Source organism: Lysinibacillus sp. FSL W7-1291 (genome assembly GCF_038593415.1).
Lineage (GTDB): Bacteria > Bacillota > Bacilli > Bacillales_A > Planococcaceae > Lysinibacillus > Lysinibacillus fusiformis_D.
The window spans coordinates 2,086,285-2,109,335 of the sequence record NZ_CP151994.1; the positions used below are offsets into that span (position 1 = coordinate 2,086,285).

Annotated in this window: 25 protein-coding genes and 1 pseudogene; 22 read left to right on the forward strand and 4 right to left on the reverse strand. The window is 35.1% G+C overall.

The genetic code is table 11. The features are described 5' to 3' along the window. Positions 1–4: 4 nt before the first annotated feature. From nikB to NST76_RS10240, 9 genes are all read left to right on the forward strand, one after another. Positions 5–943 carry a nickel ABC transporter permease gene (gene nikB / locus NST76_RS10200; protein ID WP_089932227.1) on the forward strand — a complete coding sequence of 313 codons (939 nt, stop codon included), beginning with the start codon at positions 5–7 and terminating at the stop codon, positions 941–943. Next, positions 943–1,749, forward strand: coding sequence for an ABC transporter permease subunit (locus NST76_RS10205; protein ID WP_036122528.1), 807 nt, complete (start codon positions 943–945; stop codon positions 1,747–1,749). The genes nikB and NST76_RS10205 overlap by 1 nt, the downstream gene beginning before the upstream one ends. Before the next feature lie 16 nt (positions 1,750–1,765). After that, a complete protein-coding gene (locus tag NST76_RS10210) occupies positions 1,766–2,626 on the forward strand; it encodes an ABC transporter ATP-binding protein (protein WP_089932225.1) in 861 nt (286 codons plus the stop codon). Further along, positions 2,623–3,438, forward strand: coding sequence for an ATP-binding cassette domain-containing protein (locus NST76_RS10215; protein ID WP_051891653.1), 816 nt, complete (start codon positions 2,623–2,625; stop codon positions 3,436–3,438). Before NST76_RS10210 ends, NST76_RS10215 begins: the two co-directional genes overlap by 4 nt. Beyond that, on the forward strand, positions 3,435–4,640 hold the full coding sequence (locus NST76_RS10220; protein ID WP_051891652.1) for an MFS transporter: 1,206 nt from the start codon (positions 3,435–3,437) through the stop codon (positions 4,638–4,640). The genes NST76_RS10215 and NST76_RS10220 overlap by 4 nt, the downstream gene beginning before the upstream one ends. Before the next feature lie 452 nt (positions 4,641–5,092). Further along, positions 5,093–5,701 carry a YpjP family protein gene (locus tag NST76_RS10225; RefSeq protein ID WP_036122522.1) on the forward strand — a complete coding sequence of 203 codons (609 nt, stop codon included), beginning with the start codon at positions 5,093–5,095 and terminating at the stop codon, positions 5,699–5,701. A 160-nt stretch (positions 5,702–5,861) separates the two neighbouring features. Beyond that, positions 5,862–6,821 carry a nuclease-related domain-containing protein gene (locus NST76_RS10230; protein ID WP_058843111.1) on the forward strand — a complete coding sequence of 320 codons (960 nt, stop codon included), beginning with the start codon at positions 5,862–5,864 and terminating at the stop codon, positions 6,819–6,821. 755 nt (positions 6,822–7,576) lie between these two features. After that, on the forward strand, positions 7,577–7,984 hold the full coding sequence (locus tag NST76_RS10235) for a hypothetical protein (protein ID WP_058843112.1): 408 nt from the start codon (positions 7,577–7,579) through the stop codon (positions 7,982–7,984). A gap of 20 nt (positions 7,985–8,004) precedes the next feature. Next, positions 8,005–8,676 (forward strand): hypothetical protein, encoded by a 672-nt coding sequence (locus NST76_RS10240; RefSeq protein WP_058843113.1) that lies wholly within the window; start codon positions 8,005–8,007, stop codon positions 8,674–8,676. 900 nt (positions 8,677–9,576) lie between these two features. Here NST76_RS10240 and NST76_RS10245 read toward each other — a convergent pair. Next, positions 9,577–10,377 (reverse strand): annotated as a pseudogene (locus tag NST76_RS10245) (alpha/beta fold hydrolase); the annotation flags it as partial. Positions 10,378–10,921: 544 nt separating this feature from the next. Then, the gene (locus tag NST76_RS10250; RefSeq protein WP_036122512.1) at positions 10,922–11,320 is read right to left on the reverse strand and encodes a hypothetical protein; all 399 of its coding nucleotides are present in this window, start codon (positions 11,318–11,320) and stop codon (positions 10,922–10,924) included. 664 nt (positions 11,321–11,984) lie between these two features. Here NST76_RS10250 and NST76_RS10255 point away from each other — a divergent pair. The 5 genes from NST76_RS10255 to NST76_RS10275 all read left to right on the forward strand — a co-directional run bounded on the left by NST76_RS10255 (position 11,985) and on the right by NST76_RS10275 (position 17,625). After that, on the forward strand, positions 11,985–12,878 hold the full coding sequence (locus NST76_RS10255; RefSeq protein ID WP_058843115.1) for a TetR/AcrR family transcriptional regulator: 894 nt from the start codon (positions 11,985–11,987) through the stop codon (positions 12,876–12,878). 541 nt (positions 12,879–13,419) lie between these two features. Then, positions 13,420–13,866, forward strand: coding sequence for an HTH domain-containing protein (locus tag NST76_RS10260; protein WP_089932217.1), 447 nt, complete (start codon positions 13,420–13,422; stop codon positions 13,864–13,866). Between the two features lie 318 nt (positions 13,867–14,184). Next, a complete protein-coding gene (locus tag NST76_RS10265; RefSeq protein ID WP_080717066.1) occupies positions 14,185–15,501 on the forward strand; it encodes a spore germination protein in 1,317 nt (438 codons plus the stop codon). After that, the gene (locus tag NST76_RS10270) at positions 15,498–16,589 is read left to right on the forward strand and encodes a GerAB/ArcD/ProY family transporter (RefSeq protein WP_058843117.1); all 1,092 of its coding nucleotides are present in this window, start codon (positions 15,498–15,500) and stop codon (positions 16,587–16,589) included. Before NST76_RS10265 ends, NST76_RS10270 begins: the two co-directional genes overlap by 4 nt. Next, a complete protein-coding gene (locus NST76_RS10275; RefSeq protein ID WP_340811043.1) occupies positions 16,567–17,625 on the forward strand; it encodes a Ger(x)C family spore germination protein in 1,059 nt (352 codons plus the stop codon). Before NST76_RS10270 ends, NST76_RS10275 begins: the two co-directional genes overlap by 23 nt. A 65-nt stretch (positions 17,626–17,690) precedes the next feature. Here the strand turns inward: NST76_RS10275 and NST76_RS10280 are convergent, their stop codons facing one another. After that, positions 17,691–18,344, reverse strand: coding sequence for a FusB/FusC family EF-G-binding protein (locus NST76_RS10280; RefSeq protein ID WP_342545158.1), 654 nt, complete (start codon positions 18,342–18,344; stop codon positions 17,691–17,693). Between the two features lie 359 nt (positions 18,345–18,703). Here NST76_RS10280 and NST76_RS10285 point away from each other — a divergent pair, with 359 nt between their 5' ends. Then, positions 18,704–19,342, forward strand: coding sequence for a class I SAM-dependent methyltransferase (locus tag NST76_RS10285; protein WP_342545159.1), 639 nt, complete (start codon positions 18,704–18,706; stop codon positions 19,340–19,342). Here NST76_RS10285 and NST76_RS10290 read toward each other — a convergent pair. Next, positions 19,332–19,694 (reverse strand): hypothetical protein, encoded by a 363-nt coding sequence (locus tag NST76_RS10290; RefSeq protein ID WP_342545161.1) that lies wholly within the window; start codon positions 19,692–19,694, stop codon positions 19,332–19,334. The genes NST76_RS10285 and NST76_RS10290 overlap by 11 nt on opposite strands. Positions 19,695–19,957: 263 nt before the next feature. Between NST76_RS10290 and NST76_RS10295 the strand changes: the two genes are divergently transcribed. The 7 genes from NST76_RS10295 (at position 19,958) to NST76_RS10325 (ending at position 23,046) form a co-directional block, all read left to right on the forward strand. Beyond that, positions 19,958–20,356: a MarR family transcriptional regulator gene (locus tag NST76_RS10295; protein ID WP_089932212.1), complete on the forward strand. Its 399-nt coding sequence runs from the start codon at positions 19,958–19,960 to the stop codon at positions 20,354–20,356. Further along, positions 20,356–20,703 (forward strand): DUF3147 family protein, encoded by a 348-nt coding sequence (locus NST76_RS10300; protein ID WP_036122492.1) that lies wholly within the window; start codon positions 20,356–20,358, stop codon positions 20,701–20,703. Before NST76_RS10295 ends, NST76_RS10300 begins: the two co-directional genes overlap by 1 nt. Positions 20,704–20,718: 15 nt before the next feature. Further along, positions 20,719–21,204, forward strand: coding sequence for a GNAT family N-acetyltransferase (locus tag NST76_RS10305; protein WP_342545163.1), 486 nt, complete (start codon positions 20,719–20,721; stop codon positions 21,202–21,204). A gap of 48 nt (positions 21,205–21,252) precedes the next feature. Further along, positions 21,253–21,717, forward strand: coding sequence for a hypothetical protein (locus NST76_RS10310; protein WP_058843179.1), 465 nt, complete (start codon positions 21,253–21,255; stop codon positions 21,715–21,717). A 134-nt stretch (positions 21,718–21,851) separates the two neighbouring features. Beyond that, positions 21,852–22,358, forward strand: a complete 507-nt coding sequence (locus NST76_RS10315; RefSeq protein ID WP_342545164.1) for a hypothetical protein — start codon at positions 21,852–21,854, stop codon at positions 22,356–22,358. 121 nt (positions 22,359–22,479) lie between these two features. Beyond that, complete coding sequence (locus tag NST76_RS10320) at positions 22,480–22,629, forward strand: hypothetical protein (RefSeq protein WP_244504820.1); 150 nt, start codon at positions 22,480–22,482, stop codon at positions 22,627–22,629. Between the two features lie 39 nt (positions 22,630–22,668). Beyond that, on the forward strand, positions 22,669–23,046 hold the full coding sequence (locus NST76_RS10325; RefSeq protein WP_342545165.1) for a hypothetical protein: 378 nt from the start codon (positions 22,669–22,671) through the stop codon (positions 23,044–23,046). Positions 23,047–23,051 lie beyond the last annotated feature (5 nt).

Below are 23,051 nucleotides of genomic sequence, written 5' to 3' on the forward strand. Positions count from 1 at the left end.
AATAATGGCAAAGTACTTTTTAAACCGCTTTTTTAGTATGACTATAGCAATGATTGGTTTAACGTTAATTGCATTTTCACTCATGCGTATTATGCCTGGTGATCCGATAGAGTCATATTATATGGCAAACCATATTCCAGTAACAGATGAAATACTAGAGCAAGCAAGAGAGGAGCAAGGGTTGGATAAGCCCTTGCTCACACAATATGTAACATGGCTTGGTGGAGTATTAAAATTAGACTTTGGAACTTCATATATGAATGGAAACGCAGTTAGTGAGGAATTATTGTCCTATTTTGGTGTTACAACTCAGTTGGCGCTCGTAGCTTTTCTATTAATATTAGTTATTTCTATTCCTCTTGGAATTTTTAGTGCAGTAAAAAAGGGCTCTGCTTTTGATAATCTAACAAGAATGACTATATTTTTCATTGCCTCGATGCCTAGTTTTTGGCTAGGTTTCGTTCTGATTTATGTTGTAGCTTTTAAGCTTAATCTTCTTCCACTTATGGGATGGGGAAATTTAGATGCAATCATTTTACCAGCATTAACTTTAGCTTTGGCCAATGTACCATTTTACATTCGTATGATTCGTACAAATATGATTGAGCAAATGGATAAGCCTTTTATAACGTTTGCACGTGCTAGAGGTATAAGTGAGTCAGTCATTATTCGTAAGCATATTTTTAAAGCTACATTGACACCATTTATAACTTCACTTGCGATGACATTAGGGGTACTTATTGGTGGGGCTGCAATAGTTGAAATTATTTTTTCTATACCCGGCATGGGCCGTTATATTGTTACTGCAATAACAGCGAGAGATTATAACGTAATGCAAGGTTTCATTATGATTATTGGTTTCTTCTACATTATCATTAATTTTTTAGCGGATATAATATGTGCGTTTATTGATCCGAGAATTCGATTAAAGGAGGAATTGTGATGAGAAAAAAATGGGCATTTTACTGTAGTACGTTTCTTGTAAGCATCCTATTTTTTGTTGCGATATTTGGACCATTGCTTATGCCAAATGATCCTCATTTACCGAATATGGCCATGAAGCTACAAGGTTTTTCAATACAATATCCTCTTGGGACAGATCATTTAGGACGTTGCGTTTTATCAAGGTTAATCGAAGGTGCGAGAGTGTCGTTATTTGTTGCACTCATTGTACTACTAGTCACGCTACTAATTAGTATGGTCGTTGGTATAACTGCAGGCTATGTTGGAGGTTGGATTGATTTAGTCTTAATGCGTCTATGCGATATTTTGCTCGCAATTCCAAATTTTATTTTTGCGCTTATTATTGTTGGTGCACTTGGAGCAGGGATGGGAAATCTAGTAATTGCAATTGTCATTGTAATTTGGGTCGGCTTTGCACGAGTTATACGGAATATGGTTGTGAGTTTAAAAGAAACGAATTATGTGGTTTATGCCAAAATTTGCGGTGTCCCGACTTTGAAAATTATGTGGCGTCATATCGTACCGTTTGTATTTCCGCAAATGCTTCTGCTAAAGCTAATCGGTTTAGGTTCAACGATATTAATGATTTCAGAGTTGTCTTTTTTAGGACTTGGGATAACGCCTCCAACAGCTGAATGGGGCATGATGATTAGTGAGAGTAAAACATACTTAATGATAAAACCTGAGTTAATGATCATTCCAGGTGTAATGCTTTCAATAACTGTATTAACTTTTAATGCATTTGGTGATTCGTTAAGAGATTTACTTAATCCAAAATCAGTGTGAGAAGAGGTGAAATAATATGTTAGAGATTAGAAATTTAACTGTATTTATCCATAATAAACAGGTGCTAAATCAAGTGAGCTTATCAGTTCCGAAAGGCAAGGTTGTTGGAATTATTGGGGAGAGTGGTAGCGGAAAATCTGTATTATGTTCGACGATTTTAAATCTTTACCGTAAAGAGCGATCTGCAAAGGGAAGTATTGAATTTGATGGAAAGAGTTTGCTTTCGATAGAGGAGAGAAAAATGCGTGAGGTGCGAGGAAAGGAAATTGGGCTCATTATGCAAAATCCAATGTCCATGTTTAATCCAATTGTGTCGATTGGTGGACATTTCATTGAAACGCTTCAAGCACATACAAAAATGTCTAAAAAGGAAGCAATTGAGAAAGCAAAGGAGCAGCTCGCACTTTTTCAATTAGGTAATGTAGAGATCTTAAACAAATATCCAAATGAACTAAGCGGAGGAATGCTTCAGCGTATCATGATTGCCATTGCAGCAAGCCTTGAGCCAAAGCTATTACTTGCTGATGAACCTACCACAGCACTAGATACTATGACACAACTTGAAATATTAAAAGAATTAAAAAAACTTCATGAGAAAACGGCAATGTCGATGTTGATTGTATCGCACGATTTAGGTGTTATTGCAAATTTAGCAGAAGAAATAGTTGTAATGAGAAGAGGGATTGTAGTTGAGCAAGGTCCCACTTCCCATATTTTATTGCACCCGATTCATCCTTACACTCAAACGCTTGTTGCAGCACGAGATGAGCATAGTAAGTTAGAAGAGCTTGCTGATAAGTATGAAGGTTCAGTATCAGGAGAGCTTGTCTTATATGATCAGAACCACTGGGTGAGAATGGAGGGGACAAACAGATGATCCAAGTACAGCAAGTATCTAAAAGCTATAGTCAATCACGATTTTTTAGGAAGAAAAATTCGATGGTAAAGGCAGTAGAAAATGTGTCGCTTAATATAAAAGAAGGCAGTTGCTTTACGTTGCTAGGACAAAGCGGTTCTGGAAAAAGTACGCTTGGTAAAATGATACTTGGAATTGAAAAGCCAGATGATGGTGTGATTTTATTTAATGGGATAAATGTACATAAAACAACTATAAATGAACGAAAACGATTGCAACAATCGTTACAAGTGGTATTTCAAGATTGTCATAGTGCAGTAAATCCTAAGCTTAAAATCAGAGACATTATTGTGGAACCAATACTAGTATATGAAAAGCTAGATATAAATCAAATAGAGGATCGTGTAGGAAAGTTACTAAAAATGGTTGGTCTGTCAGAAGAGGATATGATGAAATATCCTCAGCAATTCAGTGGCGGACAATTACAGCGAATTACAATTGCACGTGCGATTTCCACACAACCTCGATTGATTGTTTTAGATGAATCAGTAAATAGTTTGGATGTCTTGGTGCAAATTAGTATTTTAAAACTACTCAAACGATTACAGCACGAGTTAAAACTAACTTACTTTTTTATCACCCATGACATACATGTAGCTCGACTTTTGGCAGATGAAATCGCGATTATGCATAAAGGAAGAATTGTGGAACAACTACTGATAGATGAGTTAGAGAATGCAAAACATGTGGCCACAAAAGTATTATTGGATTCACAACTTAAAATCGATTCTATTCACCACCAATTGGACCTAAAAGAGGAGTTGGAATTATGAAAGTAAGTCCATTATCTTTTAGCATGCTACAAAACTACGGCTTGGCAATTTTTTATTTTACGGCTAATTCTGTATTAACTGTCATATTCCCTTTGCAGGCAGCTAATCACGGAATGAAAGAGGCAGAAATCGGTCTGATGATGGGAATCTATATGTTTGTTTGTATGGTGTTACGTCCATGGGCTGGTCAAATGGTATCAAAATACAGTGTCCATACAGTAATGAAATATTTATTACTAGGGCATGTAGCAGCACTCCTTTTGTATGTATCGCTTGGTGTTGAAAGTCTTTATGTTGTGCGCATTTTGCAAGGAATCGTGACGGCATTTTTCTCCATGTCGATGCAAATGGGTATCACGGAGACTTTACGAGATGAAGATAGAGGACAAGGTATGGCAATGTATTCTTTATCAAGTGTCATGCCAGGGTTATATGGACCAGCATTAGCAATGGTTATCTGGGTTCAAGGAGATGTATCTTGGCTATTAATTTTTATTACCTGCTTAGCTTTTGCACCTCTTATGTTTTTCATTAGATCACCATTACCGAAAGTAAAAAAAGAAAATGTATCGTTCACCTTGGAGGATATGAGAAAAGGAATGAAATTAGCTCGTGCGCATAAAGGGTTAATCGTTTCTTCGGGGGTAATGCTTATAGGTGCAAGTATATTTGGGGCAATCTCGACATTTTTACCTCTGTACTTTTTAACTACAAATACAGGGAATGTTGGGCTTTATTTATTTCTGCAGGCTCTAGTTGTTGTAGGGAGTAGATTTATTTTTAGAAAATATATTCCATCTGATGGAAAGTGGCATCCAGGTTTCATAACCCTTATATTGAGTAGCTCTATTATTGGGACAACGATGCTAGCGGCACTTCCTCTTATCGGATCGTTTGTCTATATTAGTGTTTTATTTAATGGAATAGCAGCAGCGATGTTATATCCTACATTAACCACATACATTTCTTTTGCAATTCCGGAGTCACATAAACATGTATTATTAGGGTTATTTTTAGCATCGTATGACTTAGGTTTTTCTTTAGGTGGGATGGTAATGGGTATTATCGTACAATTTGGTTCATATCCAATGATGTTTTCTGCATGTTCAGTAATTGGTTTATTGGCAATTATATATAATTTAACTGCTAGTGGAGAATATACTAACTTAGAACATTGTGATGCCCTTCAAAGGTCCAAGTAAAGAAGTCAATGAGAATGTCCAAAATACCTTCATTTTTAGCGTGACTTCGCTTCAACATCATTATATTTAATTTAAGATTGATTAGGAACTGATATTTTTTAGGATGGTTGAAAGAATGAATGATCAGATGGGTGCTATTTAAGGGCCATACCTAGTAAAGAAAAATGAAAAACCCCAAAAGCTGCATATAACAGGCTTTTGAGGGCTTTGTAGGGTACATATTACAAAATAAAAAAATTAGTCCGTGAAGCATAAAGATGATAAGTAACCTAACATTAATAAAAGACCAATACCCATTACGATGCTCATGATTTGTACCTCCTTTAAAAAACCGACACATTATTCATAAATATTGTACAATGAATTATAGAAATATGAAACCTTTTAATGGCGAGAACGTATATAATAATAGGAGAATTACCAATTTGTACATAAAGAGTAGGTGACAAAAAATGAAAACGTGGGTTAAAAAAAGTATAGTTATCATGGTTGCGTTTTTAACATTTGGTTTAATAACGCCTACACATGAAATTTGGGAAGCATTTGATCACAATCCTTCGAACCGTGCATCCATCGGCCCTGAACCGAGGACAAGCACTGCTGTTGCTGCTGAGCATGATGATTATCAAGACGAACAGATACAAATTCAAGAAGAAGAGATCGATTATAATGCCTTACTCCTAGATGCAGCAAGAGAGCAATCGTACATAAAATTTGGCACAAAAGTCGGTCCGAAAATTAGCAATGAATTCGACAGCATCATCTTCCCAAAAATGGAGGAAGCAATTGCGATGACAGTGGCTAATCTTGGCGATCAAAGCGCTGCATCATTAACAATCTCTGAAAAGCCAAGTGGTCATTATGGTGAAAAAATTTTCAATGTCATTAACAATGAAACCGGAGCAGATGTAATCCGTTTCCATGTGCGTACAGAAAAAAGACCACAGGAAGGCTACTACTATAACTTCCACTATCACAGTGCCGAGGACGAATTCATGGTACACCACAACCTTGGCGATATCTATTGGGAAAAAAACACACCACCGAAGTGGTTGTCATAAAAGATGTGAAACACTCGTTTACAATGCGAGTGTTTTTTTTATTATTTTAAAATTTAATAGTTATATATTTAAACAATAAAACTATTTATTTTTTGGAAAATGTTGAAAACAAATCCATATTATATTAATATAGCTTTAATAGTTATTTAGGAGGAGTAATATGGATAGTACAAATTTAATGGCCTTGTTTGTTTTTTGTATACTTATAATAATAATTTTTATACAGTATAAGAAAATTTCAAAAATAAATAAGATATATTCCCTTAGTAATCAAGAGACAACAGCAACTATGATTGATTTTAAAAATGAAATAGAAAAGAAAACCATTATTATTGATAAGAAAGAAGAATTTATTTCAAATCAAAGTAATCAAATGCAAATACTTAAACGAAAATATGAAGATGAAATTAGAGATTTAAAGAGTTATTACAAAGGCATCGAGGGACAGTTAAGAAATTTCGGTGAGATTAATACTCATAAAATTTTGGTTGATTTAAAAAGAGAATTGGTAAAAAATAGTGAAATAAAGCCTGATCAGATGCTTATATTGTCAAATGTTTTTGTGCCTTATAGAGACAAATATGGTAAATTAGTAAGCAGGCAAATTGACCATTTATTATTAATGAGTAGTGGAGTATTTATTATTGAATCAAAATATTGGCAAGGAAATATAATGTATGGCGTTTCGAAAAGTAAAGCAAAGGAGTTCAGTTTTATCCTTGATAAGTTGTATCCGAAAAATAAAATGAATGATGAAGCAACAATTATTTTTACGGAAAATTTTGAAACGAATTCAGAAAATGGTAATAAGTCTACTGAGAGTTTGAAAGTACTTTCTTATGGGGATCCATCAAATCAAGTTAAGGGTGCTGCAGCTGTTTTAAATCAACTATTTAGAGATCATGGAGAAAATATTTTTGTTACGCCAGTTTTATTTTTTAATAACTCGAAGAAGAAATTCATGAATTACTCGTCTAATAAAGAACCTTTTGTTTCTGAAGACGAAAAATCATTGCGCAAATTTTTAATAGATAAAATTAAGAATAAAAATGATTTCAGTGTAGAGCAATTAAGGAAAATGGAAAAGATTGTTAAAGACGTAAATTATCTAAACAATTGAATAACAGAAATAGAGACGCGTAATTTTACGTGTCTTTTTATTATTTATAGAAAGAAGGTGACCACATGTAAAATATTCCTTTAAGACTTTCCTTACAATCGCTTAGACCAAGCCCATATTTAGGCATCGAGAAATTGAGTTAGATGAAAACGGCAAGCATACGGAGAACTGAAGCATTAAAGCCTTGTCTCTAAAAACTTTCATGTCTCAGCGCTTTATTTATCCATTCTGTAGGAAGGAAGATTAAAATATATAATTTTACAATTAAAATATTTCGGGATATAACAAGAGAAAGAGTCGATGTTGTAAAAATTGTATCAGGTTTTATGGGCGGTGCAGTAAAGGTTTATGAACGGAAGGGGACAGTATTTATTCATAATGAAAATAAAAAGTCCAGCTCTGCTTATATAGCCAAGTTGATTTTTAACATAAAAATATAGAATAATCAATAATCTATTTTGTGAACATTTTGACGAAGGAAATGGACATTTTCTGAAAGGAATGTCAATGATTAAAGTCGTATTTGATGCTTTTTTACTGTACTGAAATAATTGTAAAGCCATAATGTGGCGGTATAATGGCGTGATTTGGCGTTGTTAAAGCTAGAGATCACAAAAAATGGCGGTCATCTTATAAAAAAGTGGCGTGAATTCATGATTGAAAATTAATTTTTAATAATGATAGGATAAATATACCTCGAGGTAATTAAATTCTATAGAAGTAGTGTAAATCTTGTATAAATTAGGAGTGTGGATATGATTGATTATTTTGAAAGAATACTAAGATTTAAAGACATGGAAGTATGGGATGTTAAGTTTGGTAAAGATGTTTATCGATTATTTATAATTGATGAAAATCGAGCTTCTGAAATAAAAGATCAAAACCTATCTCCTAATGATATTTTTTTTGAAGATGATTTAAGGAAAAATTTGATTACCGTTAATGTTTATTCTAAACATCCTGTAAAAAAAGAACATATTGAACCGATTGATCAATTTTCTAAACAACTTACAGACCATGTTGCATTAGCATATTGTCAAGTAGTAGTCACATTTTATACAGGTATTGTTGAAAATGTTTTTAAGACGGTTTTACAAGAGAAATACAACTTAGACTTTGACGAAATTCCTATACAAAAATTATTACATTTAAATCAAGACTAATACAAAAAGGAGCGTTTATTTTGAAAAAGATAATAGCCACATTGATGATATTGGTGCTTACAATATCTATGCTACCTTTATCACCAAATAAAGTAAAAGCAGCAGAAATCGAGACAGAGAAAATGGATATACCTCAAGAAGTATTGAATAGTTTACCAGAAGAGATTCAATCGATGTTGAGTGGTGAAAAGATAACAAAAGAACAATATGAGCTATATTTAGAGCTTGTTGAAAAAGAGAAAAATGAAGAAGATACTAGTTCTTCGGTAGGGATAACACCTTTGGCTTCAAATGTTAATCCTGCAAATTGTCAATATGATTTAGGAAGTAGTTACTGTTTCAGAATTGATCCACAAAATTCTTCAACAGGAGAACCATATCATATACATATTTATAAAAAGAAAGTACACATCTACTGTATGAGATTAGATAATTTTAAAGAATGTGATAAAAACAAAAACGAGGTTCATAAGTTTGATGACTTACCAACTGTAGTTAAAGAAGGTGTTATGGCAAATAAAAAAGTACAAGAACGAGTAAAGGTTTATAACCCTGATGCGCAAAAGTGGTCAGATAGTATACCATTTATAAAAACTTTAGCTATATCAGTAATTGTAGTAGCTTTAGTAGTTACACCTATACCAGGTGATGAGTATGTAGCTTGGGCATATTTTTTAAGAGCTATAGCATAGCAAAATTTTATATGTAAGGTTCAAGAATATTAGATAGCAATCAAAAAATTATAAGAATTGAGAAAAGTACTCCAAAGCGAGCAGATTATTGAAAGATAATCGTCGCATTTGGTGTGCTTTTTTTTGTTGCGAAAATTAAGGAAATGTAGAGAAAAGAAGCAGCTGTTTTGTGTGGCTACTTAAAAATAGAGAAGATTTAACTATATTGGGTATTGGTCTAGATTCGTCGTGATTGTATATGAAAAATGTAATATTGTGATTTTCTAATTTCATAAATTGTATATAGTTCTGAAAGGATATCGTAATCTAATCGCTCTTTTTCAAGCTCTGTTAATTGAGAGAAAATTGTTTGTTTTAACTCGTTGTTGAAAGAAAAATCAAGCCCTAGTTCTGCACTTGAAAGTGTAGTTGCTAACTCACCTTCATATAATCAAAGTTCTTTAAGACTACTGTAATAAATTCTGTAAATATTTTCTCATCAAAGGTGAAGAGATATTATTGGATAATAATTTTTTAATTAATATTTTAAGGTTGAAAAGAAGATTAAAAATTAAGGTTAGTAAAGAAATTCAGGGATTAGGTTACTTACAATTATCCAATAAGATGGAATAATTGGAAATGCTATCTCAATAGTGGAAAACCAACAACTCTCCTAATATGAATGATTCCAAAGATTAATGCTAATGAACACTCTGAGGAAATGGTTTCATCAAATCAAAAAAAACAGACCCTGTAGAAATGGTTACAGGGCCAAAAACGGCACAGTATGGAACTTACCTAAGGCAGCGGGTAGTGTAGGTGATTCGAATATACAGGAGGCTAATAGACCGTGTATAGATAACGTAATTGAGAGATCAGCTAGCTACAAATAAACTTTCATTTTTAAAATTATCTACTGCCTTACTTTACTTCTTCGATAAATGCTCTGAAGTTTTCAGCGATTTCTTTTGATTTGGTATGATGTAAATAATGTGTTCCTTGAAATGTCATCACTTTTCCATGTACAGAATCCTTTATTTGTTCTTCATGTAGTGTTGACCATCCTTCAATTGCAGTACTATTCGGTTGTAAAAAGAAAATAACAGGAAGGTTTTTTGGGAATGTTAAATTTTCAACTGCTTTAAAATTAGGAAACCTATTTTCTATTTCATTCACAATGGTAGGATTTCTAAAGTTTTTGTAAGAAAGAATTCTCATTTGTTCTTTTGTTTCATCATCAACTGGTAGTGTAGCATATGGGTCAGCACTTAGTTTCATTATCAATCTGCCTAAACCTGATTCTTTGAGTAGTGTAATTACTGAAGAAGGTATTGGAGATTCAACAACCTTATCACCATATTGCCTTGGAACACTGCTATCGATCCCGACAAATGCACTTACTTCTTGTTCATATTTATTCACATAATCTAGTCCGTAAATGCCCGCAATGGAGTGACCCATTAGAATATAGCGGTCAATTTTAAGAATCTGTAAAGCTTCGTGGATTTCACTTACAATATTTTCTGTACTCCGCTCTTTTTCGGTTATATCACTTAATCCATAACCAAAAGGCTCAATCACTACAACTTTGTAAAATGGCGATAACTCTTCTACTAGCGGCTTAAAATCAAGTGCTGGTGTTCCTGTCCCAAAACCTGGTAGTAGCACGACTGTTTCTGTGCCTTGTCCTTGAATCAAAACATTCATATTTTTTCCATCCACTAATTTTTCTATCTTTTGAAAATTAATTCTTGATAGTCCTCCAAATGTTCAGTAATGGATTAAACTACTATATGAATTTTGAGCGTCTAATTTGTAATAACAGTATACTTAGTCTTCATCTGGTTTGAGAATTAGTGTAAACGGAGGGGGAGGGAGGTTTACTTTAAATGCTGCATCATACCTAATGTTTAAATTCGGTTGAAGCTGCCTCTGTTGGAATTGCTAATGCTTAAGGTTTGCTAGCTGAATTTCAGGTTTGGCTACTTTAAATCAAGACACTTCACCACAATTTTTGCAAAACAACAAAATAAGTGGGGAGCCTGAAGCAATTAAAGATCTTACAGGTCTAACATTTCTATCGCAAGATAATTTTCATGACCAAGCTGACCAGTTGCAAAAGAGTTACTACTACAAGCTCTACAGACTAATTTATTATTTTCCATAATATCATCTCATTGTGTAGTAGATGTAAATAATAACGTGAAAAAAGCTATGGCTTTTGCAAAGGCTACAGCTTGAAGTCTTACAAACTCATCGCATTCTCCTAACTTTCAAAACTACCTAAAACCATAAAATCTACAATAACGCCACTTACTGGATTTTCTGAACCTAATACACTAATTCCTAATACTGTGACACCACTAATATTTGTAATATTAGCAGAGACATATTTTCCAGTACTATTCTTTTCTCTCATTTGTACTCTTGGTCTTGCATTGATCGATGAATTTGTAGAATATACGCTTGCCACGGCATAGTCAATCGTTGATAATAGTGGATTGCCATTAGCTAATGCATTGTCTGTAAAATAAAACGTAGCTATACCATTTGCGTCTGATGTAGCTTGCCCATAAACAATGCGCCTTTCTTTTTTGGGATTCGACTCTCCCGCTTTAAACACATGCAATAATGTTGGTGCTAGTGTGATGAATTCAATACTCATAGCCTTACCCCTTGTTATATTTTGGCATTATTACTATACTATGAATTTTTTATTCGTTTATTACTTCTTCACTGTCCTTGATGATTCTTGTTTAGAGAGGAAGTTGAAAGAAATGATTGAGTGAACTACTTTGAACAGAATGTGCATTTAAAAGTATTTAGTATTACAGGTGGTGAGCCAATGATGAGTAAAAAATCTGTCTAAAATTAAAAAGCTGTAGCGTTGTTACACGCTACAGCTCAAATCGGTTAATGCTCTTTGTTGGTTTAGTCATATAGCATTATAACATACTGGAGAGCAAAATGGTGTTAAAAGGATAACAGGTAGCTACTACAGATCATTTATGGGTGATAATAGTAGCTATATTCATGCAAAGATAGCCATGTACGAAATCAAGAGGGATGCAAGTAATCAAGTGTTAATTACAGCAGCTTATTTAGTGGTCAAAATTATAAAATGAAGGCATACGAGCAAGCGATTGCAGAGTACAAAAGATGCATCCATGATCCCACTTATGCAACTCATACTGTTAGTCAGTTCCTTGATTTCGCAGATTGTCTCCTAGTAGCATTCATGTTAGAGCTTATGCTAGATTTTGAGAAATTTTGTTTTACTAGTATAATTGGAATATATTCGTTATTGTGTTTTGAGATGGGAGAAATGTATGAAAGATCGTAAGCAAGTGGTCATCGAAGCAACATTGCAATTATTTACTGAAAAAGGGTATCAGCACACATCAGTTCAAGATATTTTAGATAAAGCCAATATTTCAAAGGGGACATTTTATAACTATTTTTCATCCAAAAATGAATGTCTTTCAGCTGTGCTCGAACAAAATCGTCTAGAAAGAAATGTTTTAAAAGAGGAAATTCTAGTCGGCAAGAAAATAGATGATATAGAAGTTTTAGTTGAACAATTAATCGCTTCCTTAAGGATTAAAGAAAAATATAACTTAATGCCTTTATTTCGAGAAATCTCTTTTTTGCATGATGAAGAGTTGCAAAAAATTCTTGCTGAACACCGTTTTTATGAAATCACATGGCTAAAAAATAGATTTTATGATATTTATGGGGAGGATGGAAAGCCTTATTATTATGAGTGTGCAATCATATTTTTTGGTACGTTCCAGTATATATCCTTTTATTGGAATTTAGCAACTAAGACAACAATTGATATAAAAAAGGTAGTCTACAGATCGATAAAGTATGTAGAAAGTTTTCTTCCAGAAATGATTGAGAGTGGAGAAATATTATTAGAGCCAAATGATATGTATTTGCTTGAAATGGATTCAGCGTACAAGCCGATCACAAACGATCAAATTCAAAAGAAACTAGAACTGTTTTATAAAAAAATATCGACGGTTGAGCTTCATCCAAAATCAACGGAACTAACGACGTTGCTTTTGGATGAAATGAGTAGAGAAAAGCCGCGCATAAGCGTTTTAGAACTCATTATCCAACCATTTCGTAGTTCTTTTTCTGACACAATTTATAAATATGAAGCGGAAGAAATCGCTAATCTTTGCTGGCTTTATATGAAAAGTCCAAACAAAGCATAATGACCAGACCAGCTTTTTCTCATAAAGTTGGTCTTTTTCGTCTATCCATGGCCAAATTAATAGGGCGTTGCAATTACTAATTCAGGAAATATTATTTGCATTTTACATTACAGCTTTATGTAGAAAGGTCGTGATGAAAGTAAGGGGATTATGGTTAACCACAATAAAAGTATTGTTAGAATTAATAAGAATTGTTTTGATTTTTCTCATTTTTGGATGCTTGCTGTGGGGAGGCGTAAGGCTTATTTATACTACTTTACGAATAAATGTCGATGGTACTTACGGAGGCTGGCTAGGAGGAATCGCCATATATTTTTTATTGTTTGTCCTCTATCGTAATAAACTACAATTTTCAGGTTTTTATGATGGCCCAAAGCAACAAAAACTACCTAGAAAAATAACTTACATTTTAGTTACTGGCTCTATTTTTCTATTAATACTTCCGCTGTTGCTCTCGATTAAATAGCGTCTTGATTTTATGCATTGCCCCACTTTTATGTGGTATATAATGGATATGACTAAAAGTAAAGGAGTTAGGACGATGCCAGAATTTAAGAAGAGGGCAGAAGTATCTTTTGTCACGAATATATCCCGATTTGATTACCTGAAAGAACAACTACAAGAAGTAGTTGAAAAATTTAATTTCAATCATCTTCAGCTTTCCAAAATAGTTGATTTACCGATAAATGAGCTGGAAAGTTTGCTAAATGGTAAGGGGAATATTACGACTGACCAGCAGGAAATAATAGAGCATAAATTAGCCAAGTTATGTTTTGGTTTTCAAGGTTTTGATGCAAAAGAAAGAGCAACATTGCTCTTGAATGATCTCGTTAAGGATTACATGTTTTCAACAGCAAGTATCGCAAAAATAATTCATGTAGAAGAAAAGGAACTCAACGATTTTAGACAAGCACAAGTAATGGATAGAGAGGCAGAATTGAAAATATGTGTGAATGTGATTCTGCTACATTTTGTTTTACATAACTAATAAGCCCACATCGCCTTTACACGGGAATTGCCAGAAGAGATATAGAAGGATATTATTATCCATTTCATTATGACGAAATGCAAAATGGTGTATTGACAGACAAACTTTGTATACAGATTAGCGGATGATATTTATAGATCGAAATCCTACCCGTTAGTCTCGCGATGACAACCACTCCTTGAAGAGTGGTTTTTTGTTGTTTCCGACATAATAGTTATAGGCGCTTTCTGTATATTGAATGTAGACATAAGTTTTTGTATAAAAATATCGTTTAACTCTCAAAATAAAAGAAAATTTGATTGATCGTGGGGTACTCTAATGGAGAATATGATGATGGAACTGAGCTCTAAGTTTGCAGATCATGATGATTTTTTCGTGGAGGAAGAGCTAATAGATCAAACAACCATCTATCTTATGGGATTTAAAACATTGATTGATTTTGCCAAGTCCAATCTATACATTCGGCAAATGGCTGCTTCATCTGCCTCAGTAGGGGAGCTTTTTACAAACCTTAGTGATCAACTTGATATGGATATTGAACAAATTGTCAATGCTGTTTTGGAGGGGAAATTGATCGTCTTATCTCAAGGAGGACGCCAAAATGCGATAGTTGATCCTATTTCCATCAATTTAACAAGAAGTATTGAAGAACCGAAAAATGAAAGCCCTATTCAAGCTTCTATGGATGCATTTGTTGAAGATATTCATGTAAATGTTGGACTTATTCGAAAAAGGCTGAAAACGGCAAGGCTCTCTCATTGTACCTTTCAAGTGGGCGAGCTAGAAAAACGTAATTTGTCCATGTTATATATCAATGGAAGAGCATCAAGTGATCTTATTGAAAAAGTCAATCAGCAGTTAAAAGAAATTGATACGGATATTGAATCCATTGATGATTTGAACAAGTATTTTGGTGTTCGGAGAGGGAGTCCTGTTAGTCATTTTTTCCCGACAGAAGTGCCGATACAAGCCATTCATGCATTAAAAAAGAATAGAATTGTCCTTTTCTTAGACAATTACCCTTTCGCCCTAGTTTTTCCACATCTATTGCCAGATATGTTTAGTATTGTGAATGATCGAAATTTCCCGTATGTGCTATCAGTTATGCTTCGCGTTCTTCGGGTCGTAGGCGCTATACTGACACTAATTCTGCCTGCATTGTATGTCGCGTTAGTATCTGTCAATCCTGAGATATTCAAATTTGATCTTGCATTATTTGTGGCAAAAAGCAGAGAAGGGATTCCTGTTCCTGCTTTGCTTGAAACGATCATCATGGTCGTATTAATTGATTTAATATTGGAAGCGATTGTAAGACTGCCGAAAAGTATTGGACCGACCATTTCAATGGTAGGAGGCGTTATATTAGGCCAAGCAATGGTTGAAGCGAAATTAGTCAGTACCTTATTAGTAATTGTCATTACAGCCATTGTTATTTCAAGCTCGGTCGTAGCAGGTATTCAAAATTCGTTATACATTCGTTTATTAAAATATCCTATTTTAATTTTAGCATCTATTTTCGGCATTCTTGGTATATTTACTGGTTTAGCACTTACTGGCATTTATTTGGCGAGTTTAACTTCATTTAATATTCCGTATACGACATTTCGCTTGAAAAGAGAAGGAGATACTAAGTGACCCATAGGTTTCAAATTGGTATAGTTTTTTTTATTATCCATTTAAGCTTTGGTTTTCTGCTTTACCCTGATCTCATCTATTCGTTGACAGATGCGGGGCATTGGTTAGTCATTTTGTGTCAGGGTGTATTGCAATTAATGTTAATTTCACTCTACATTAAAGGTTTGAATTTTTTTCCTAATCAAGATATTATTGATATTTATTTAAAAATGGGACGGTTGGTTGCATTCATCATCCTGCTACCATTTGTCCTGAATTTAACGGTACTTGTTGCGCTTAATATCCGTACCTATACAGAGGTAATTAATTCTTTATTTTTATTACGAACACCGCATTGGCCAATAGCCTTATTGCTTTATTTTATATCGGCTTATACGGCAACAAAAGGCTTAGGGACAATATTGCGATCTTCCGTATTTATTTTTTTTATGATTACTCCTTTCATACTGTTTATCATTGTCTCTTCCATAGTAAATTTTGATTTTCATAATGGATTCCCAATACGAAATTCATCGTTTGAGTTCTTACTAGATATCCATTTTTACTATCTCATTGGATTTTCAGCATTTTTATTTTTAGGATTTATGGTTTCTAAAAAACCATTGGTATTTCGAGATATTTTTATAGCCTGGTTTTCTGTCATCATGGTTTACTTAGCCTTTGTTTATATACCACTTTTTATTTTTGGACAAGAAACAGTTGTTACCATGTCCTTACCCTTTGTAGTAGCGGTGGACTCAGTTGATATTCGTTGGCTAGCTTTTAACCGCCAAACGATGTTCTTTGGTATTTCTTCAATTGGCTTTATGTTAATTTTTAATGCTGTGATGCTTTGGATGATTAGTCAAATTATGCAGAAATTATTCAGCAGGCTTCACGTAAAATCAGCATGGTGGATTATGATCTTTTCACTTATTGGATATACTGCAGGATTATTTATTCCGAATCAAGTTTGGACAAATACATTGATTTTGTTAAATAGAGGGGCTCAAGTTTATTTTATGCTTATGATCCCTGTAACGGTATATATCTATGGCATTGTGATAAAGAGAAAGGTGACGAACGATGAAAGAAAATCATCCTTGTAGCATGCTCATTATATGTATGTTTTTGCTATTACCTTTTCTTGGCGGATGCTGGGATGTAAAAGATATCGATAAAAGATTACTACCTTTGGTTATAGGTATTGCTAAGGAGAATGAGGACTATCATGTGACGCTGCAAATCCCCATTACCCAAAAGGAAAATGAAGTATCAAGAATTGTAACAGGCAAAGCTGATACGGTTTTAAAGGTGCTAGGGGAAGTTCGTACAAACTCTGAAGAAGCAGTGGATTACTCCCATATAGAATTAATTGTCATTCAAAGCAACTTGGCGGCCGATCAAGCGGAATTAAGGGAGCTCATAAAATTTTTAATGGATTCGGAAGAAATCCCTTCGAGAGCATTGTTAACCATAACTGATGATAAAATCGACAAAGTCCTTTCCAACATTAACGATAAATTAGGGGTGAATGCGACTTCCATTTACAATTACTTTAACAAAGGGGCAGGTTGGGCACCTGAGATAACAAGCATTCATATTTGGGAAGTATACCGAAGTCTATTTTCTTATACAAAAGATATTACAGTACCAGTTGTTCGTGCTGGAAATGATACAGTGTTAGTCTATGAAGGCTCTATGGTGTTGAAAAATGGTGAATTAATGGCAAGAATTAATTCAGATGAAAGCCAGCTAAGTAAGCTATTTCAAAACGCGAATGCAAAGGGGAAAATCGAAAGCCTTGATTTAGCGAGTATTATGGTGGTCAACAGTTCCCTTAAAAATAAAGCCTCTTTGAAGAACAATAAACCCGTTGTGGCAAGTCATTTAAAATTAAAAATCGATATTTTAGAGAGAAAAAAAGATGTGTCAAATGACCAAATTATGAAAGAGCTAACAAAGCTTATGGAAAAACGGTTTTATGATATGTTTGAACAAGCCCAAGCAAATGGGGTGGAGATTTTCGGATTTGGACAACTCTTTCGTGATCAGCTTTCCTATCAAGAACTAAGGAACTGGAGAGAAGGCTTCTATCCTCACTTGAAGGTGGATTTCCAGGTGAATGTGAGTGTAGACTCGTAGCTATCTTGTGGCATAAAGAAGGGCAGAAATGTTGCTTGCACAACACTTCTGCCCTTAATCAATCGCTATTTTTTCGTAATGCGCTCGAAAAATTCGACGGTTTTATTCATATCTGTAACATGTTCATTGCACGTCTTACTATCCGCACAAATGTAATTGCTATGGGAGGTAAATGTGCCAACGACCTGTCCTTTGATCGAGGTAGTAAACAAGCCAACATCTGCATGGCGATTACAGATGGCGCAAATGCCGCATACAGTGCTGTTGGCAAATGTGCCTTTAATACCTGCTAACTGTCCATTTTGATCAAGGACAACGTATTTTCGATGTGTGCCGGGGTCATCCCATGCAAGATAACAAATTCGCTGGAAATCGAGTGCTTCTAGATTTGGTAGCTTTAGCTTTTTCTCCTTTTTAAATAAGGTTTTAAGCGTACTGGCTGTCACTGGCTTGAACGGGATGACATATGGCTTTAATTGTTCTAAAAAGGCATCCCCTTGCGCCCGATCTGTTATAGCAAAAAGTTGTTCAATCAGCTTTGTTTCCGTTGCTGATAACTCTAATTTTGTCGTTACCTCTGTATCCACAAGGCCCCGAACTGCTAGGATGACGTTTTTATCGTTCGTTGTCGTAAGAGCATGTAAAATTTTATTTAATTGCTGTTCTAGTAAATGATAATTAGCGACCGTTAAAAACGGCTGAATTGTTTGTTGTTCCATTTGAAATCTCTCCTGTTTAGTAGGCTATTTTATAAACTTTTGGCCTAAAGAGATCATTCAATTTTAGGTTATTTGTATAACTTAATCTAGACCTCTTTGACCTAAAGAAGACGTTCTAGAGCAAGCATTACAAGTGAATGCGTTCATGTCGATTCCTCCTTGAAAGAAAACTACGATTATTATAACATCTTTTGACATTTTGATAAATGCTAAAGCTCTACTTATTTTCTGAATTGTTTGATAGGTAGAAAATTGGTATAATGGTCTAAATTGGTTGACAGAGGGGGACTTTTTATGAAACAGATGACTGCATGGAAAACAACGCTTACTTGGAGAATTTATCAATTGTAGGAGGCATTATGATACTCAATAAACAAGGCTTTGATTTATGGGCGGACGGGTATGATCAAACCGTGCAACTAAGTGAAGAAAATAATCAATATCCATTTGCAGGCTATAAAGCGATTTTAAATAAAATTTTTAATGAAGTAATGGAGGTTCCCGCTTCCACTGTTTTAGATATTGGCTTTGGGACAGGTGTATTAACAGCGAAGCTTTATGAACATGGGCACGCCATCAATGGCCTCGATTTCTCATCCAATATGATCGCCATTGCGAAGGAAAAAATGCCACAGGCCAACTTAATCGAGTGGGACTTAACGAAAGGCTTGCCACCAGCGCTATTACAGCAATCATACGATGCCATTGTTAGTACGTATGCGCTTCATCATTTTACAGATGAGCAGAAGATTACGTATATTACACAATTACTACGGCAGCTAACGCCAACTGGTAAAATATTAATTGGCGATGTTGCCTTTGAAACAAGAGCGCAGCTGGAACAATGCCGTCAAGACAGCAAAGGTTACTGGGATGATGATGAATTTTATTTTGTCCATGAGGAGCTAAAAGCCTCGTTACAGGATATTTGTCAGCTTAGATTTTATCCGCTATCGCATTGTGGTGGGGTTTTTGTGATAAAAGCTATTACGAGATAAAATGACAGTTCTTCTCCACATAAAAGGAGCTATCGAATGGATAGCTCCTTTTCCCTGTTAAGCAAACATCGACAAAATATATTTGCCAGATAGCATAGATAGCGAGTGCACTCATGACAGAGATGCCTGGTTTAAACCAGCTAAAGGCTAGCATAGTAAATAACAGCATGCCAACCGCTCCAAAAACGGTGTTTTGTAAGACGATATGAAAGGTATCTTCCTTCCTATTTTTCATTTGCATGCCCATATTAATAAGCATGAGACCTGGCAAAAATAAATACTTAGATTGGCTTAGTAACAGCGCTAACACCATAATGGTGACACCTACTAAAGAATAGAAAAAGTATAACATAGGATGCCCTCAATTAAATTCAGAATAGAATAATAATACTGTGGAAAATGTTTGTGTGTACAAGTACCTCTTCATCCTATTTAGCAAAATATGCAGAAAGATAGGTGGGGACAAAAAATAGAGAGACTATTTCTGAGAAGGCGTGTCTCACTCAATCTATTCAAAAGAAATATCTGAAAATATAAACTTTAATAAGCTATCTTTTAATATATCGCTCTATACGATATAATCGCATAAAGCGATATATTAAAGGAGTTAGCATGATGATTAAAGAGATAAATGACTATTTTACAACGATATTCTATCATCTACATACAACACATGAGGATGTTATTTCCCATCAAAACGTACGTATTTTACAGATGATTCAAAAGGAAGAGGAAGTCACGGTGCGTGATATTGCAGGATTATTAAATATTTCTCATAATACAGCATCAGAGCATGTGAAAAAGCTAGAGCGGCATGGCTGGGTGACGAAAGAACGAGGGCGTGACGACCAGCGTAAAGTGATACTTCATTTAACAGCACAAGGTCTACAGGTGCTGAAGAAAAACTCGGAGTTAGATGATGCTAAGCTACAGCAAGCCCTTCATCAGCTAACTGAACAAGAACAGCAAGCCATCCTCCAGGCATTTCGACGTCTAAGTGAGGTGGCAAAATAATGTATACATTTTTTAAAATCCTGAGCTCAGCAGCCATCATTGGTATTGTGACAGAGGTGGCACGAAGGTTTCCTACCTATGGCGGAATTATTGCCGCATTACCATTGGTCAGTATTTTAAGTATTATTTGGCTAACGGTGCAAAGTGAGCCAAGTGAGCATATTCAGCGCTTTACAGTGGGTGTCATCGTTGGTTTACCAGCAACGATGTGTATGCTTTTTGTTATTTATATGGCGATGAAATCCTCGATGCATATTGTACTCGCGATTGGTCTCGGTGTGCTGTCATGGGCTGTGTTCCTAAGCATACAAAAGGCCATTGCAGGTGTTTTTCATATTTCAATGTAAAAGGGGGAATTTTATATGACAATTATGGCTATTCATCAAGTGCCAAAACAAGAGGTAAACCAATTTTTTCAGGAGCATTGGGGTTCGAACGAGATGGTCATTTCCAGTGGTATCTATAACTGTAGTGAATTAGACGGCTTTGTTTTTGTAAATGAGCAACAAGCAATGATTGGTTTGATCACCTACATTATACGAGAAAGGGACTGTGAAATCATTTCATTAGATAGTACAGTCGAGGGCAAAGGCATTGGGACAGCTCTTGTGAAAGCCGTCGAACAGACAGCGGTGGAACAAAACTGTGCAAGCATTTCTTTAATTACCACAAATGATAATTTGCATGCCTTAAAGTTCTATCAAAAACGAGGGTATTGTTTAATAGAAATACTGCGTAATGCAGTTGAAAAAGCGAGGGTCTATAAGCCTTCTATCCCATTACTCGGCGATGACGGCATTCCGATACGAGATGAAATACGTTTACAAAAACAACTTGACTTCCAATAAGTCAGGTTGTTTTTTGTTATACTGTGGATGAGGAAAGAGAGGGAAAGCATGAAAAAAATACTATTTATTTTAGTACTGAGTGTGCTTGTGGTCGGAGCTGTTTTTATGATTTATCTCAAAAGTAATCCACCACTCGCCATCGAAAGCTATACAAGTAAGCAGGGGAATGAGGCAGTCAAAATCATTGCACTTGAGAATAAGGGCTTGCGTGATATCAAGCTAACACAGCTACTTGTCAATGACCGGCTTCCTGAGAGTACAGAGCTTGTCATTAGTAAGTCAGAACCATTCGAGGCGGAAACTAAGCTAGAGGGAAATGAGCATCTATCCTTTCATAAGTTATCACAGCGTACGATTTTACCTCGGCAATACATAGATCCACAAGCCATTGGCAAGGAGCCTCAGCATTATGCGGTTCAAGTCCAAGCTCCTGATATCAGGAAAATAACGATTCAATATGAATATTTAAAAATACCCTTTACGCTAACTGCCGAGCTACAAGCAAACAAATAACCAATTGCAGAGCAAATTTTGTCTTATCCTTTATGCCTGTGTCAATTCCTAAGATTGTTTGATGAAAAGCACCTATCCCTCCTAAATCATGGTAATCTTATAGTAACAGCAATTGTGATACTAGGAGGGACCTAATGGCATTTATCATTTGTAGTATAGTACTATTTATCTGTGTTATCACTGTGGCTTTAGTGTTTAGGAAAAAGTTTTCAAAAAATGATATTATGCTTGACGTGACAGCCACCTGTGAAGGGAGAAATGAAGACAATCAAGCAATTATGAAAATATATTTTACGTATTCCATTGGCCGTCTTGTCACAAGGAAACGAGATATCATAGGTAGTATTGAGTGGTCTGAAGGGTGGATGCCTGTCAGCTATAACTTAAAAGAGCATGGTGTTTATCGTGAGGAAAAACTTCTCTATGCAACGAACGAGCAGTCTTATTCTACCTTTGAAATCAATGCGACGAATGCTATTGATGAACAAGGTCGAGGAGAGGGCTATGTTGTCCTTGTACTGGAAAAGCCGAATCCTTCTCATATGTCCAGAGCAGGTGTTGTACTAGCTGTCACTGCCAATATGGTTACCTATCAATTAGCAGACTCGACCAGCTGGCACAATGATGTGGTAGTCCATTAGCTATCCAATTTATTGGATAGCTTTTTTGGTGCTTAAAAGTAAATTTAGGCCGTTTATGGAACCAAATGGTGGGAATATCGTATAGAAAGAGGAAGGACTTGTAGGGTGAAGGAGGATATGGATGTCCAAATGTTCAAGCAATAGCTATGACTTAAAGCTAGTCGCAATCGATGAGCAAATATGTGCACTTTTACAGCAACGTAAAGAGGTATGCAGTCATACCCCAGGTTTTCCCTCAGATGAAATCATTTCGGAATGGGCACAGCAATAGGGTTTCGATCACACTTTTTTAGCTATGTTCTTTCACTTAATGAGAAGAGAAAAATACTATAATCCAAAAGTAGAACCAGCAGGCTTCCGTCACTATATCCCTGTGTTACAAACGGTAGAAAAGGGAGGGCAATTGTATACGCTTTCTTCTATTCGTCAATATGAAAATGCCAGTATTGTGCAGTTATTAGTTGATTGGGATGAGCAGCAAGAACCAGAGCAAACGATTCAACTCATTGATGAGTCCTATGAATGCCAAATTAGAGGTACAAGAGGCTCGAATGGGCATGAAAGCAGTACATTTATTGTGACACCACCCTTGCCAGAAGATATCCAAGGATTTGATTTTGTTTTTACACAATACGAAGATGTTTTTGAGGAAAAACCTACAGGATGGGCTGTCACCATACATGGTTAGGAGGA

What these genes read in the sequence shown, in the direction of transcription:
- nikB (WP_089932227.1), top strand. Translation starts at nt 5, where the DNA reads ATGGCAAAGTACTTTTTAAACCGCTTTTTTAGTATGACTATAGCAATG.
- NST76_RS10205 (WP_036122528.1), top strand. Translation starts at nt 943, where the DNA reads ATGAGAAAAAAATGGGCATTTTACTGTAGTACGTTTCTTGTAAGCATC.
- NST76_RS10210 (WP_089932225.1), top strand. Translation starts at nt 1,766, where the DNA reads ATGTTAGAGATTAGAAATTTAACTGTATTTATCCATAATAAACAGGTG.
- NST76_RS10215 (WP_051891653.1), top strand. Translation starts at nt 2,623, where the DNA reads ATGATCCAAGTACAGCAAGTATCTAAAAGCTATAGTCAATCACGATTT.
- NST76_RS10220 (WP_051891652.1), top strand. Translation starts at nt 3,435, where the DNA reads ATGAAAGTAAGTCCATTATCTTTTAGCATGCTACAAAACTACGGCTTG.
- NST76_RS10225 (WP_036122522.1), top strand. Translation starts at nt 5,093, where the DNA reads ATGAAAACGTGGGTTAAAAAAAGTATAGTTATCATGGTTGCGTTTTTA.
- NST76_RS10230 (WP_058843111.1), top strand. Translation starts at nt 5,862, where the DNA reads ATGGATAGTACAAATTTAATGGCCTTGTTTGTTTTTTGTATACTTATA.
- NST76_RS10235 (WP_058843112.1), top strand. Translation starts at nt 7,577, where the DNA reads ATGATTGATTATTTTGAAAGAATACTAAGATTTAAAGACATGGAAGTA.
- NST76_RS10250 (WP_036122512.1), bottom strand. Translation starts at nt 11,320, where the DNA reads ATGAGTATTGAATTCATCACACTAGCACCAACATTATTGCATGTGTTT.
- NST76_RS10255 (WP_058843115.1), top strand. Translation starts at nt 11,985, where the DNA reads ATGAAAGATCGTAAGCAAGTGGTCATCGAAGCAACATTGCAATTATTT.
- NST76_RS10260 (WP_089932217.1), top strand. Translation starts at nt 13,420, where the DNA reads ATGCCAGAATTTAAGAAGAGGGCAGAAGTATCTTTTGTCACGAATATA.
- NST76_RS10265 (WP_080717066.1), top strand. Translation starts at nt 14,185, where the DNA reads ATGGAGAATATGATGATGGAACTGAGCTCTAAGTTTGCAGATCATGAT.
- NST76_RS10275 (WP_340811043.1), top strand. Translation starts at nt 16,567, where the DNA reads ATGAAAGAAAATCATCCTTGTAGCATGCTCATTATATGTATGTTTTTG.
- NST76_RS10280 (WP_342545158.1), bottom strand. Translation starts at nt 18,344, where the DNA reads ATGGAACAACAAACAATTCAGCCGTTTTTAACGGTCGCTAATTATCAT.
- NST76_RS10285 (WP_342545159.1), top strand. Translation starts at nt 18,704, where the DNA reads ATGATACTCAATAAACAAGGCTTTGATTTATGGGCGGACGGGTATGAT.
- NST76_RS10290 (WP_342545161.1), bottom strand. Translation starts at nt 19,694, where the DNA reads ATGTTATACTTTTTCTATTCTTTAGTAGGTGTCACCATTATGGTGTTA.
- NST76_RS10295 (WP_089932212.1), top strand. Translation starts at nt 19,958, where the DNA reads ATGATTAAAGAGATAAATGACTATTTTACAACGATATTCTATCATCTA.
- NST76_RS10300 (WP_036122492.1), top strand. Translation starts at nt 20,356, where the DNA reads ATGTATACATTTTTTAAAATCCTGAGCTCAGCAGCCATCATTGGTATT.
- NST76_RS10305 (WP_342545163.1), top strand. Translation starts at nt 20,719, where the DNA reads ATGACAATTATGGCTATTCATCAAGTGCCAAAACAAGAGGTAAACCAA.
- NST76_RS10310 (WP_058843179.1), top strand. Translation starts at nt 21,253, where the DNA reads ATGAAAAAAATACTATTTATTTTAGTACTGAGTGTGCTTGTGGTCGGA.
- NST76_RS10315 (WP_342545164.1), top strand. Translation starts at nt 21,852, where the DNA reads ATGGCATTTATCATTTGTAGTATAGTACTATTTATCTGTGTTATCACT.
- NST76_RS10320 (WP_244504820.1), top strand. Translation starts at nt 22,480, where the DNA reads ATGTCCAAATGTTCAAGCAATAGCTATGACTTAAAGCTAGTCGCAATC.
- NST76_RS10325 (WP_342545165.1), top strand. Translation starts at nt 22,669, where the DNA reads ATGAGAAGAGAAAAATACTATAATCCAAAAGTAGAACCAGCAGGCTTC.